13 protein-coding genes are annotated in these 14,000 nt (G+C 44.7%); all 13 read right to left on the bottom strand.

What is annotated here, in order from left to right; all coding sequences use genetic code 11:
• Positions 1–36: 36 nt before the first annotated feature.
• The gene (locus MHI25_RS00930; protein ID WP_340394813.1) at positions 37–1,140 is read right to left on the bottom strand and encodes a DUF4163 domain-containing protein; all 1,104 of its coding nucleotides are present in this window, start codon (positions 1,138–1,140) and stop codon (positions 37–39) included.
• A 126-nt stretch (positions 1,141–1,266) separates the two neighbouring features.
• Entirely contained in the window at positions 1,267–2,022 is a 756-nt protein-coding gene (locus MHI25_RS00925; RefSeq protein ID WP_340394812.1) for an SIMPL domain-containing protein, read from the bottom strand.
• A 169-nt stretch (positions 2,023–2,191) separates the two neighbouring features.
• A complete protein-coding gene (locus MHI25_RS00920) occupies positions 2,192–2,461 on the bottom strand; it encodes an HPr family phosphocarrier protein (RefSeq protein WP_036687106.1) in 270 nt (89 codons plus the stop codon).
• A 97-nt stretch (positions 2,462–2,558) separates the two neighbouring features.
• Complete coding sequence (whiA, locus tag MHI25_RS00915) at positions 2,559–3,488, bottom strand: DNA-binding protein WhiA (protein WP_036687104.1); 930 nt, start codon at positions 3,486–3,488, stop codon at positions 2,559–2,561.
• A gap of 45 nt (positions 3,489–3,533) precedes the next feature.
• The gene (locus tag MHI25_RS00910; protein ID WP_169744815.1) at positions 3,534–4,481 is read right to left on the bottom strand and encodes a YvcK family protein; all 948 of its coding nucleotides are present in this window, start codon (positions 4,479–4,481) and stop codon (positions 3,534–3,536) included.
• Between the two features lie 54 nt (positions 4,482–4,535).
• The gene (gene rapZ, locus MHI25_RS00905; protein ID WP_076126855.1) at positions 4,536–5,435 is read right to left on the bottom strand and encodes an RNase adapter RapZ; all 900 of its coding nucleotides are present in this window, start codon (positions 5,433–5,435) and stop codon (positions 4,536–4,538) included.
• Between the two features lie 46 nt (positions 5,436–5,481).
• Positions 5,482–6,432 carry an ROK family glucokinase gene (locus MHI25_RS00900; protein ID WP_036687097.1) on the bottom strand — a complete coding sequence of 317 codons (951 nt, stop codon included), beginning with the start codon at positions 6,430–6,432 and terminating at the stop codon, positions 5,482–5,484.
• A gap of 209 nt (positions 6,433–6,641) precedes the next feature.
• Positions 6,642–7,901: a DUF438 domain-containing protein gene (locus MHI25_RS00895; protein WP_339245657.1), complete on the bottom strand. Its 1,260-nt coding sequence runs from the start codon at positions 7,899–7,901 to the stop codon at positions 6,642–6,644.
• A gap of 15 nt (positions 7,902–7,916) precedes the next feature.
• Positions 7,917–8,141, bottom strand: coding sequence for a DUF1858 domain-containing protein (locus tag MHI25_RS00890; RefSeq protein ID WP_076280344.1), 225 nt, complete (start codon positions 8,139–8,141; stop codon positions 7,917–7,919).
• Between the two features lie 207 nt (positions 8,142–8,348).
• On the bottom strand, positions 8,349–9,839 hold the full coding sequence (locus MHI25_RS00885) for an altronate dehydratase family protein (RefSeq protein WP_340395643.1): 1,491 nt from the start codon (positions 9,837–9,839) through the stop codon (positions 8,349–8,351).
• 33 nt (positions 9,840–9,872) lie between these two features.
• Complete coding sequence (locus MHI25_RS00880) at positions 9,873–11,342, bottom strand: tagaturonate reductase (protein ID WP_340394811.1); 1,470 nt, start codon at positions 11,340–11,342, stop codon at positions 9,873–9,875.
• 157 nt (positions 11,343–11,499) lie between these two features.
• On the bottom strand, positions 11,500–12,504 hold the full coding sequence (locus MHI25_RS00875; protein WP_076126848.1) for a LacI family DNA-binding transcriptional regulator: 1,005 nt from the start codon (positions 12,502–12,504) through the stop codon (positions 11,500–11,502).
• Between the two features lie 57 nt (positions 12,505–12,561).
• The gene (uxaC, locus tag MHI25_RS00870; protein WP_340394810.1) at positions 12,562–13,989 is read right to left on the bottom strand and encodes a glucuronate isomerase; all 1,428 of its coding nucleotides are present in this window, start codon (positions 13,987–13,989) and stop codon (positions 12,562–12,564) included.
• Positions 13,990–14,000 lie beyond the last annotated feature (11 nt).

Below are 14,000 nucleotides of genomic sequence, written 5' to 3'. Positions count from 1 at the left end.
CTTGTGCCGACATTAGCGGAGACGAAGCATTTCCATTTATTTTATGCCAGCAAACGGGCTACTGCCATCCGGCAAAAGCTCTTTGAAACTAAAAGTATACTCAGGGAAGCCTGCAGCATACGCTGTGTACTCATATAATTGGAAGAACAGAACAACCTTGTCGTCCTTCAGATAGAAATATTTCTCCGTATTCAATCCGTTGAATCCTCCCAAATAACTATCCTCTGCCTTCAGTAGCTTGCTCAGCTTTGCATTCAGCTGTTTTTTGTAGTTTGGATTAGCTCCAAACAGGTCGCCCAACAGTAGACGTTTACCATCCTTAAGCGAGAAGGTGAAGGCTTCACGGTTAGTCATTCCATGGGCGCCGCCCGTATCACTATACTGATGCATCACTATGCTGATCACACCATTCTGATTGTAGGTCACTACATAACCTGAATCATAGGTGTATTTGGGCTCTGCTCCATCTCGATCGGAGATATCCTGTTCTGCACCCGCCGCGAATTTCATAACACTTTCCTTCAAAGTATTATTAATAGCTTGTTGCGCACTGGAGTTGCCCAATCCACTGATCTTCGGATAATCAAGCTGAATAAAAGCTGCTGCCCGATCTTTAGCATAAGTTTCCGTGGTTACCGTCAGCGCGTTCTGCGGTCTGTTCACCACATTCAGCCTACTGGCGGCCCGACTCCAATCTACCTTATAACCCATATAATCATTTAACAATCCTGATGGAACATAGAGGCGATTATTAATTAACTTCCCTTCATACTCTCGAATGAAATAGTTGTTCACCCACACAGATGTACCGTAGCTGGATAACATCAACTTGGCCTTGGCCGATCCTTTTCCAATCATGTACGCATTTTCCTTCTTATCATACACAAGCGGTAATCCCAACACATCTCGCATAAAAGTTATGGGAATCCAGGCCAGTCCTTCCTTCAAAATACCTTCCTGCAACGAATTTATCCCGTTCGCCTTTAAAACGATACGCGAATCAATAGCTTTATTCTCCGTTTTACTAGCTGCTGCATAACCCGTTTCGCTGGGCAGCAGGCCTCCAACAAACAATAAACCTGCTGACATCAGACCTATGCCCCATTTGCGCGCTGATTCTTTTGAAATAATATTCATCATCTTATTTTTCCTCTCCTTTCCAATTTATTAAACAGAATCGTAGAGAACTTACACAAAAAAAGAGGCGCCCCCCACTATTACTAGTGGAAGATCACCTCTCCTCTCTGCATTCACCTTGTTCTGATACTATTTCAATTCATACATTACGCTCAGCTGAGTTGTAACTTTAACTACTCCGGGTTGCACGGATGTGCTTGCACCAGCATCTGCTGCAGTCATATTCATTTTTAGATTCTGTTCAAAATAAACCGGAGTGATATCGCCATCATTTTGGCTGACCGTGATCACTTGACCCAAGCTGCGTTTAGCTGCCTTAGCAATAGCCCCTGCTTTAACATCTGCATTCGCCATCGCCTTTTCAATCACCTGAGCTTCAAATGCAGAAGTATCTTCCACAGAAAAACGTGCATTTCCGATATTATTCGCCCCTGCCGCAGATGCAGCGTCCAGCAATTCACCAACCTTGGTCAGATCTCTATAAGACACTAACAGCGTATGATTGGCGTTGTACCCCTTCACTTGCTGTCCTTCTTTTTCGCTGTAACTATAATTGGGTTGCACATAAAACTGCGTGCTTTGAATATCTTTATCTGCAATTTTCCAAGTATTCTTCAGTAAAGTCATAATCTTCTGAATTTTAGCGGCATTGGTCTTCTGCGCTTCTTGCGCAGTTGTGGCCGTAGTATCCACACCGATGGACAAGTATACGATATCCGGCTTGAGGGACAATTCGCCTTTACCTACTACACTAACGACATTTTTCTGCACTTCATCTGCGTAAGCCTTTGCAGGACCTTGGAAAACACCACTCATGCTGATCCCTCCAATTAACAAACTCCCTACGATCATCACTGAACCAATTTTCTTCAATAAACCTTTCATATTTGCCAGCCCCTTTCATTTCTTGTGATTTGTTATTATCCTCTAGACGAGTCTTTTTGGTAAATGTTGCACGTTCTCCATCTATTTTTTGGTATTAAAAAAAGCCCCGAAGGGCTTTTGGTCATGCGATAAATAAAGTCTTCCTAGCAGAAACGATGTTGTCTTCCTATTATTGGTTCTCAAGCTCTTCTTTGCTGACCAGACTTGTCAAAGCGTTTACAGCTTGATCGGCATCCGCACCGTCCGCGCTAATGTAAATCTCCGTGCCGGAACTGATAGCGAGGCTCATAATCCCCATAATACTTTTAGCATTTACTTTTTTATCATCTTTTTCCACGAAAATCTCCGACGAAAACTTGTTAGCTTCTTGCACAAACAATGCTGCCGGTCGGGCATGAAGCCCTGTCTTCAACCGAACAACTACCGGGTGCTTTGTCATGAAACGCTTACCCCCTAATTGAGTTCTCCCCAAAAGTTTCACATTAATTTTATATTATTATATCATTATAACGTAAACCACACTAGAAAAAAAGTAATTAGCCGCCTCGAACCTTGTCCGCCAGCTCATCAATCTTACGAAGCCGATGATTTACTCCCGACTTACTGACTGTACCTTTGAGCATTTCACCAACCTCCTTGAGGTTGATATCTGGATGCGCCATTCGAATTTCTGCTACTTCACGCAGTTTATCCGGCAAATTCTCCAGTCCCATTTCTCGCTGCAACAGCTTGATATTTTCAATCTGCCGCACCGCAGCACTTATTGTTTTGTTGAGATTTGCGGTCTCGCAGTTCACGATCCGATTCACGGAATTACGCATATCGCGCATAATTCTTACATCCTCAAATTTGAACAGCGCCTGATGCGCTCCAATCAAACTTAAGAATTCAATAATCTTCTCGCCTTCTTTAATGTAAAGAATGAACCCTTTTTTACGTTCAATACAGCGTGCGTTTAGGTGGAATTCCCCAGCCAGATCCACTAATGCTTTACAATGTTCCTCATACATCGAGGAAATCTCCAAATGGTAGGAGGAGCCTTCCGGATTATTAACCGATCCGCCAGCCAGAAAGGCACCGCGCAAATAAGCACGCTTGCAGCAGTTATTCCCAACAATCTCATCATCAATACCATCGGTAAAAATAAATCCTTCCGACACAATTCTAAGATCCTTTAAGATCTCTTGTACACGGTTTGGGATTCTGACGATATAGACGTTATTTTTCTTCAAACGCATTTTTTTACGCACGAGTAGCTCAATATGGACCTGGTAATATTTCTTAAGTAAAGAATATACCCGCCTTGCAATCGCGGCGTTCTCCGTCGAAATGTCGAGAATAACCTTTTTGCTTGAAAGCTGCACAGATCCATTCATACGGATAAGCGCTGACATTTCCGCCTTCTCGCAGCAGGGTTCACTCTCCACCATCGTCAGCTCTTTTTTGGTAAGGGCCGCAAAAGACAAGGGTCTCACCTCTTTCTTGATAAGTACTTCGTTCTCATCTATAAGTTATACCCTAGGGTTTCTGTTTATCCAATCCTGCACAAGCTGATAAATGTGATGACTAAGCTTATCGGTATCATGTCTCAAATAAGTTCGGAATAAAACCAGTTTATCGGCTATAACCTTGTATCCATTGCCATCCAGCGCTTCTTTATCAAGCTGCACCGGGCGCGCACCCTTCTCGGCGTACTTCGTCTGGACCTGTTCCGGAATCTCACCGTCATTAACAATAACATAATCGAATAAATCGATCCCGATATGATCATATACAGCTTGAAGATGATCGCTGACGGTATAGTTATCCGTTTCACCCGGCTGAGTCATTACGTTGCAGACGAAAATTTTGATAGCATTCGAAGATACAACCGCTTCTGCCAGTTTCGGAACAAGCAGGTTGGGAAGAATGCTCGTATACAGACTGCCAGGACCCAGCAGGATCGCATCTGCATTCCGAATCGCCTCAAGCGCTTCGGGCAACGGTTCTACATCTGGCGGCTCCAAGGACACTCGTCTGATGATCCCGCCAGCTTCAGGGATTTTGGACTCCCCCGTGATAATCGTGCCGTCCGACATTTCTGCATGCAGGATTACAGCCTCACCGGCCGCAGGCAATACCCGGCCGCGAACAGCGAATAATCGACTGAGCTCCCGTACAGCTGTAACGAAATCGCCGGATATATCCGTGAGCGCAGCAAGAATCAAGTTGCCGAGACTATGACCAGCTAGTCCCTCACCCGTGTTGAAACGGTATCTCATAATCTCTGCCATGAGCGGCTCAACATCAGCCATAGCTGTCAATACGTTGCGGATGTCCCCAGGAGGAGGCATTTGCAGTTCACTGCGCAAAATACCTGAGCTTCCCCCATCATCGGCAACGGTAACAATAGCAGTAATATCTAATGGCTTCTCTTTTAAACCACGAAGCATAACAGATAACCCCGTGCCACCGCCCATAACGACGATACGTGGACGCTGTCTTTGTTCTTCAGCCACTATGACCCCTTCTCTCTAGTGCCGATCACGCTCGGAATCCCGATGACTAACGGTTACGGATTCCGTCTCGCTAACGCCCAGCATTTTACCCAAATACTCGGATATGGCTACGGAACGGTGTTTACCTCCCGTACAGCCAATGCCAATGATAATCTGGGACTTACCTTCCTTACGATATTGCGGAATTAGAAAATGAAGCATATCGAGCAGTTTGGTCAGGAACACCTGTGTTTCAGGCCACTTCATTACATAATCGTAGACTTCACTGTCCTGGCCGGTTTTAGGCCGCAGATGGTCCACATAATGTGGGTTAGGCAAGAAGCGGACATCAAAGACAAGATCTGCATCAATAGGGATACCGTACTTAAATCCGAAGGATGTAATATTGACGGAAAGCGTACTTTTTCCTAGATGCGAAAACCGTGAAACGATCTTCTCCTTAAGCTGCACGGGCTTCATACTGCTGGTATCTAAACATAACGTAGCTGAATTTTTCAATTCTTCAAGCATTTTACGTTCTAGCTTGATACCATCAAGCGGCAGCCCCTTAGGTGCTAATGGATGATGACGTCGACTTTCCTTGTAACGCTGAACAAGTACTGAATCTGTAGCATCCAAAAACAAGATCTCACAGCCAATGGTTGACTCATCCTTGATATAGGCAAGAGACTCAGACAAAGCAGTGAAGAATTCTCGACCACGCAGGTCAATTACAAGGGCTACCTTGGCAATCTTACCCTTTGATTGTTCAATTAGCTCTGCGAACTTGGGAATCAGCACCGGTGGTAAATTATCGACACAGAAGAACCCTAGGTCTTCCAGACTCTGTACAGCAATTGTCTTCCCCGCACCTGACATTCCCGTAATAATAATCAGGGTGGCTCCAGCCGTTGGGGTATTGTCCAATTCGGTCATAAAAGCGTCCCCTCCCTAGATTTAGTATATGAATACTTCCCGTCTTTTAAGAACGCAGCAAAAGGCCGGCAGCCCCAACAATACCTGCGTCATTGCCAAGCTCAGCTGGAATAATCGAAACACCAGTTTGAAGCGGAGCCGGTGTCAATTTCGCAAACACACGACGAACCTCATCAAATAGAATATCTCCAGCCTTAGACACACCGCCGCCAACGATAAATACTTCAGGGTTAAGCACAGCCGCAACAGAAGCCATGGATTTACCCAGATAGTATGCTGCACGATTCACTATACGGATAGCTACTTCATCGCCAGCCTTAGCCGCATCAAAGACTTCTTTCGCAGCAATCTTCTCTACCATAGAGAGGGAAGTACGATCGCCACGAGCTACTGCATCATTAGCCATGCGGATAATACCTGTAGCGGAGGAAACGGTTTCCAGACAGCCCATGTTGCCACAGCCGCATTGAATAGCTTCCAGATCCGGCACTACTGTGATATGACCAAGCTCACCAGCTAATCCCGCAAAGCCTTGATAAATCTTTCCATTAATAATGATTCCGCCACCGACACCTGTTCCAAGCGTATAGCAGACACAGTTATCAACGCCACGTCCCGCACCGCTCCAAGCTTCGCCCAGTGCAGCCACATTCGCATCATTGTCTATTTTGACAGGCTTGTTCCAACGATCTTCCAAAATGGAACGGATCGGCACATCTCTAAATCCTATGTTAGGCGCAAGGATGATGATTCCTTCACGAATATTTGTGAACCCGGCTACACCCGCTCCTACACCTGCAAGCTGATCCCAAGAGTACGGGGAATCCTCCACAATTTGGCGTACATACTTCTCGATATTATCGATAACAGTATCGACACCCTCTGCAGTTCCTGTAGGTCCCTCATAAGTATGTAGCAGGGTACCTTCAGCATTACAGATTCCAACCTTAATTGCAGTTCCACCCAAATCCACGCCAACGTAGATATTCTCAGACATGTAACAAGCCACCTTTTTTTATACTAAAATAGTTAATCCTAAGTACCAACTATAATAGAAGCCCTCTCTGTGGTCAAGGAAAGACAACACACCCGGGAATTCCTTATTTTAAGAGTATACTCTATTATATTCTAAAAAGACCCCCTTACGCCTAAGTAAGAGAGTCTTGTACCTATATTATTATCTGGAAAATAACCCAACGCACCGATTTATTCTGATAAAATGCGCTTTTGGCCCTCTAATGCTCGGATTGGAGCGATATTCTGTGTGAACTCTAGCGTGCCCATATATTGGCCTGACTCGTCTCGTACAGCGAAGTAACGGATGTAGATAAACTTATCCTTGATATTGATCCAGAAGTCTTCAGCATCCTTACGGCCTGCCTTAAAGTCTTCCAAAAGCTTCTCTACCACATGAACACTTTGCGGGGGATGACAGTTCTGTACTGTACGGCCGATAACCGCTTTAGTTCGGGCAAAGATACGTTCCTTCCCGTGTGAAAAATATCGGACAACATCATTCTCATCAATGAAGGTTAGATCTACAGGAAGATGGTTGAGTACGGTCTCCAGCTGATGCAGTGACAACAACCCTGTCTCAAAACGGATGAACCCGCCTTGCGGCGTAGCTCCTTCTGTTTCTTCCAGCACTGTGCCGTCCGGCTCAGCGGCCCGCTCAGGGATCCACTCCTGCTCCGGTGCGGTTAGGCAGAACCCGATCTCATCACTCTCCCGGGCGATTTTGACCCATTCATCTTCCGTCAGTTTGTCCAGGGCCATGGGCAATAGAATATTTTCTTCCTTAAAGATCATTTCATTAACTTCCTTGATGATCTCCTCAAGCTGAATGCCTATTTCTGCTGCGTTTCCGCTATAAGTGCTGAGCGCAGCTTTTGCCTCTTTAATCATACGGCGGATATTATCATCCACTCCCCACATTACCTTGGTTGGGCCATAAATGCCGTATTTTTCGAGGTATGGGAACAGCAGATTTTCTTTTCGGCTATAGTGTTTATCAAGATCCAGCAGCAAGCTAAGATCCTCCAACAATTTGAAGATCAGTTCCTCACTATCATTCTTTTGAAACTTTGTTGCGTGCAGATCCATGCGGAAGTTAACAAGTTTTTCGATCTCACGATTCTCCAATTTGAAGGTGTGTACTGGATGGCCTGGCTGCTCCTCGGGCTGGGACGAGCGGTGAATTTGCTCAATAGAGCCTTTAAAAATGGCTGTATGCACCGAACAAAGACGTTGGACCTCGGATACCGGAATTCCTTCTTCGGTCATTAATGAATGCTCCATCGCGGAAATCTCCGCTACGGTAACATCACCCACAGCTTCGGCGAATCGCGCCTTAACCTCTTCTACACTTTTCCCTGCATGCAGCTCTTTAATAATCTCCTTAAGCATAGCCTGGCGACGAGTCTGTTCCGGCACATCAACTTCACGGTTGTTAATCAGTTCGCTCATATTAACACTCCTTTATTAAATAATCTCGAAACCATGACGTTCAAAAGTTTGCTTCACGTGCTCGAGATCCATTTTTTTCAGCTTAATTCCTTTGGATAAGGTCATGAAACGGCCAGCAGTCTGCAGCATGCCAGGCTTGGCAATATCCTTAAAGCCCAGCTCTACCATAATCTCGATGACCTCCGGATGCCGTGATACCATCTCGAATATAGATTCATCCAAACTCAGCACTTTTTCCATCTGACTCTTCTCCTTTATGTGAGAACTATTCTCAATAAAAGATTAGCACAGGCCGTACAGGACCATTGTGATTGCAATCACTAATTCAAAAGAAAGCAATTATCGTTCTTTTTAAGACGGATTATGTATGCTGTGAACCTAAAAAAACTGCCCCCTACGCTTAAAAAGCATAAGAGACAGCCTGATTTGTCATTAATTAATGATTTATTATAGCGTTACTCCTGTTTTGAATATGGAGATCTCACGGAAATTATTCTTTTCATTATTAACCCATCCACCGCTGGCCACCGCAATAATATAGTTTATGAAGCTGCGCAGGACCTCATCTGGAGAACCATCTTCCACCAACACACCTGCATTAAAATCGATCCAATGACGTTTGCCTTCATACAATGGGGTATTGGTAGATACTTTCATCGTAGGCACGAATGTACCAAATGGTGTTCCCCGCCCGGTCGTAAAGATCACCAATTGGCAGCCAGCAGCAGCCAGTGCAGAGGAAGCCACAAGATCATTGCCAGGTGCGTTAAGGAGATTTAAGCCTTTATTAGTGATAAGCTCCCCGTACTTGAGGACATCCATAACTGTAGCGTTCCCGGATTTTTGAGTACAACCCAATGATTTATCCTCAAGCGTAGTAATTCCTCCGGCTTTATTCCCTGGAGAAGGATTTTCATATACCGGCTGTTTATAGTCCATAAAATACTGCTTAAAGTCATTAATGAGATCGACAATTTTGTTGAAAATAGTTTCGTCCGCAGCACGTTCCATTAGAATTTTTTCGGCGCCAAACATTTCAGGCACTTCTGTCAGTACAGTGGTCCCGCCTTGAGCAGCCATATAATCAGACAGACGTCCAAGGAGCGGATTCGCAGTAATACCGGATAACCCGTCGGAGCCTCCACATTTCAGACCGATCTTCAGCTCGGAGAGTGATACCTCTTCCCGTTGATCACCTTGTACATTATTGTAGATTTCCTTCAGCAGCTTCACGCCTTCTTCAATCTCATTCCCAACCTCCTGGGAGACAAGGAAACGCACACGATCCTCATCATAGCTGCCCAGCATGTCTTTAAAAATATGCAAATTGTTATTCTCACAGCCCAATCCGAGCACAAGCACGCCGCCCGCATTCGGGTGTTTAACCGCGTTAGCCAGAATCGTACGTGTATTGTCATGATCATCGCCCAGCTGGGAGCAACCGTAGTTATGCTTAAGCACGAGCACGTTATCGAAAGGTGCGATATCTCCAACCTCTGCTTTGAAAATATTGATGATCTGCTCCGCCACTCCATTCACACAACCAACAGTAGGGACGATCCAGAGCTCATTGCGGATACCTACAGATCCATCAAAGCGGCGATACCCCTTAAAGGTCAAATTCTCCGCTGCAAAAGGATTCGGCGTCAGCTTCTGCTCAAAGGTATATTCCTCTACCCCTGTTAGGTTTGTCTTAGTGTTATGGGTATGCACCCACTGCCCCGGCGCGATAGACGCTATAGCATGACCAATGGGGTAACCATATTTCAATACGTTTTCACCTTCGCTAATGCTGGATAGTGCAATTTTATGGCCTCTAGCGATATCTTCAGTAATTTTAATCTCTTTTGAACCAATCACAATGGTGTCGCCTGCTTTATAGTCTTTTAGTGCAACAGCGACATTATCAGCCTCATTAATCTGCAATACTTCTTTCATCGTCTTGATCATATCATTGTCACCTCCAGGGTATTAGTTGTGTGCCGGTCTCTTCACGAACGCTTTTAAGGCTTGCTTCATGCCATTTTTCTCAATCGCAATCAGCCCTTCTGTCACCTTGTCAGTAAGTTCAGACACTTCATTCAGGTCACAGCCCCAGCGATTGGTTGCGGCAAGTACTTCGACGGCCAGTGCGCGCAGCCCGGTGTCTGTGCCATCCCATCCTCCCCATAAGGAGGCGAACCATTCCAAAATATCCGCATCATCAGCCAGTTGAATGTTTTCTTCCCCTCTGCGTCCTCTATAAAAGGCAATTAATGCGCTCAATGAGAAGACGAGCTTTTCAGGCAATTGTCCTTTGGCCTCTACATACTGCAGTAAAGAAGGCAGATCTCTTGTCTTAAACTTCGATATAGAATTAAGGGAAATGCTCATCAAGTAATGCTGCACATAAGGGTTCAGGAATCTTTCTAATACCGCGTCTGCAAAAGAATTCAATTCTTCTGCCGGCAGATCCAGCGTTGGAATAATCTCATCATAGATTAAGGACTTCACGTACGCCCCAACCTCTTCGTGCTCAATGGCTTCAGCAACCGTATCAATACCGTACAAATACGCTACTGGTGTCATAGCTGTATGAGCTCCGTTTAAAATTCTCACTTTACGAGTGCGATAAGGGGCCATGTCATCCACCACCAGCACATTAAGACCTGCTAGTTCAGCCGGGAACTCCTTTTTAATCCACTGTGGTCCTTCAATCACCCAAAGATGAAATTGCTCGCCGACAACGACCAGCTTATCCTCATAACCCAGCTCTTCTGTAATCTCGGCAATGCTGTCTCTTGGATAACCGGGAACAATGCGGTCCACCAGACTGCAGCAGAAGGTATTAGCTTCATTCAACCAGTTCACAAAACCTTCTCCAAGATTCCACAGCTCAGCATATTTCAAAATAACCTTTTTGAGCTCATCACCATTCCGGTCAATCAGCTCGCATGGAATGATGATAAAACCTTTAGAAGCATCCCCATTAAAAATTTGATAACGTTTGTACAATAAGGCCGTCAGCTTGCCTGGGAAACTACTCTGCGGCGTATCGGTTAACTTGTCACCAGCTTCAAAAGCAATTCCCGCTTCAGTAGTATTAGACACGATAAAGCGCAGCTCAGGGTTCTCAGCCAGCTTCATATACTCCTCATGCTGTGAATAGGGATTAAGCGTCCGCGTAATACAATTAATTACCTCGTGTTCTTTTACAGCCGCTCCGTCTTTAATGCCTTGCAGATAAAGGGTATACAGCCCATCCTGATCATTCAGCATTTCTGCCAGTCCGTTAGCCAATGGCTGTACAACAACCAATCCACCATTGAAATCCGTTTTTTGATTCATGGTATGAATCTGCCAATCTACAAAGGCGCGCATGAAATTGCCTTCGCCAAATTGTAGAACCTTCTCAGGATACTGCTTGTAAGCTGTCCAATTATCACTATTTAATCTTTTCATATTAACGCCTCCTAATAGTAAATGCACACGATAAACTTATTAAATAAACTATATAAAATCATATTTATATTACTGATTAATTAAATATATGCACACGTGAAAATTATAGATCGCAACCCTTTACGAAGGTAAAGGATCAGGCTGCTATGCGCAGCCTCTACTTCTGCAACTTCCTGACTGATTCTCTGGCAATAAGCTCTGTTTCGATCGAGATCCGCCCGTCTTTTTCTGAGGGTTCCTTGACCAAGCTTAACAGCTGGCGAGCGCCTTGCTCACTAATCTTCTCAATAGGACGTTTGACCGTGGTGAGTGAAGGATTGGCAAAAAGTGAAAACCCAATGTCGTCAAAACCAACAACAGAGATATCATTTGGCACCTGCAGCCCTCGCTCAAACACGCCTTTCATAGCCCCGATCGCCATATCATCATTGGAGCAAAATACAGCAGTCGGTGGCTTCTCGAGATCCAGCAGCTTGCCCATCGCCTCATATCCACTTTGCATATCATAACTACCGCTTATCATGTAGTCATTACGAACAGGGATATTATGGTCAATCAAAGCTTTTATAAAGCCATCTCTGCGTTCCTGTGTGGATTTAAAGCCCTCGACACCTTCAATAATTGCAATGTCTTGATGCCCGTTTTCGATCAGGTATTTGCCTGCATTATAAGCACCTTCCCGGTCGTTCGAGATGATGTTGATAATGGAACGGTCATCAATTTGCCGGTTCAGCACAACGATTGGAATGCCTTGCTGGACAACATGGTAAATGAATTTATTATCTGCTTCACTCTGGCTCATTAGAATAATTCCATCAAAACGTTTGCGATGAATAGAGGAGTAATCCGCATAATCGTCGATCCCACGGATGAACAGATTGTACTCTACATCTATGACCCTATTTACACCACGAATCGTATCAGAGAAGAAACCAGAAGTTGTGCCGTTGGCAATACTCGTGAAGAACAGACCAATGGTATAGGATCGCTGCATCACAAGGCTTTTGGCATTGTAATTAGGGACGTAACCCACTTGCGCAGCGATCTCGGCAATTTTTTTACGTGTGACCTCTTTAATTAGTGGACTATTGTTAAGTGCTCTCGATACAGTTGTATGCGATACATTCGCCAATTTGGCGATATCCTTGATTGTAGGTGCCATGGGTCAACCTTCCTTATTAAACGGGTTTGGCTCTTCCATGTAAGGATATCATAACGATTACCTAGTCACCAATGCCTGTTTCGAGAAATTAAAATAATGATCAGCGTTATTGTAACAGATGTTCTCAATCATACTGCCCATTAACTCCATATCATCCGGGGCTTCTCCAGCTTCTACCCAAGAGCCTACTAGATCACACAAGATTCTTCTAAAGTACTCATGTCTGGTATACGATAAAAAGCTTCTGGAGTCTGTTAACATCCCAACAAATTGGCTAAGTACGCCTAGATTAGCAAGTGTCTTCATCTGTTCCAGCATGCCGTCTTTATTATCGTTGTACCACCATGCGGTTCCGAATTGAATCTTCCCTGGAATACCGCCGCCCTGGAAGCTGCCCATTAGACTGGCAATAACATGATTATCATTAGGGTTCAATGAGTACAAAATGGTCTTAGGCAGCGCATTCTCACGATCCAGCGCATCGAGCAGACCCGCCAAAGGCTTAGCAATCACGCCATCATTGATAGAATCATAACCCGTGTCAGGTCCGAGACGTCCGAACATTACGCTGTTGTTATTCCGTAGCGCATGAATATGGAATTGCATCGCCCAATCCAGCTCGTTATACAATTTGCCGAGGAATACTAGCGTGAATCCTTTATATTTCTTTTCTTCACTCTCACTTACAGTGCCTTCATAAAGTGCTTTAGCGAATATAGCTGTAGCTTCCTCCAAGGTAGTAGGCTCAAACATTACCGCATCCAAAGCATGGTCAGATACACGGCCGGCTCTGGCGTGGAAGAATCTCACTCTGCTCTCCAATGCTGCAAGAAACTGTCCGTAATTCTTAACAGCCATTCCCGAAACTTCGCTTAGCTGAGCTACCCAAGGCTGGAAGGTAGGACGGTTGATTTCAAGCGCTTTATCTGGCCGGAATCCCGGCACAACGCTAGCATTGAATCCACTCAGAGTACTGATTTTCTCATGATATTCCAGATTATCTACAGGATCATCGGTAGTACAAACCGTAGTCACCTTCGATTTAATGATCAAATCTCTTGCTCCGTATCCTTCACCCTGTAACTGTCTATTCACTTCATCCCAAATTTTTGGTGCGTTAGCTTCATTCAGCAACTCATATACACCGAAGAAACGTTGCAGCTCCAGATGCGTCCAATGGTATAGCGGATTCCCGATAATCATCGGAACCGTTCTAGCCCAAGCTAAAAATTTATCATAATCACTGGCATCGCCAGTAATGAATTTCTCTTCTATACCGTTAGCGCGCATCACTCTCCATTTATAATGGTCGCCATACAGCCAAGCTTCGGTGATATTGTTGAACGTTTTGTTCTCATAAATTTCTTTTGGGCTGAGGTGGCAATGATAATCGATAATGGGCATGTCTTTCGCATGATGATGAAACAGCTTAATTGCGGTCTCGTTCAACAATAGGAAGTTCTCATCCATGAATTTTTTACTCATGAGGTTTGCTG

Source organism: Paenibacillus sp. FSL E2-0177, assembly GCF_037992975.1.
Lineage (GTDB): Bacteria > Bacillota > Bacilli > Paenibacillales > Paenibacillaceae > Paenibacillus_AQ > Paenibacillus_AQ odorifer.
The sequence above is the reverse complement of the archived record's forward strand: the minus strand, read 5'-3'. Positions and strand labels throughout refer to the sequence as shown.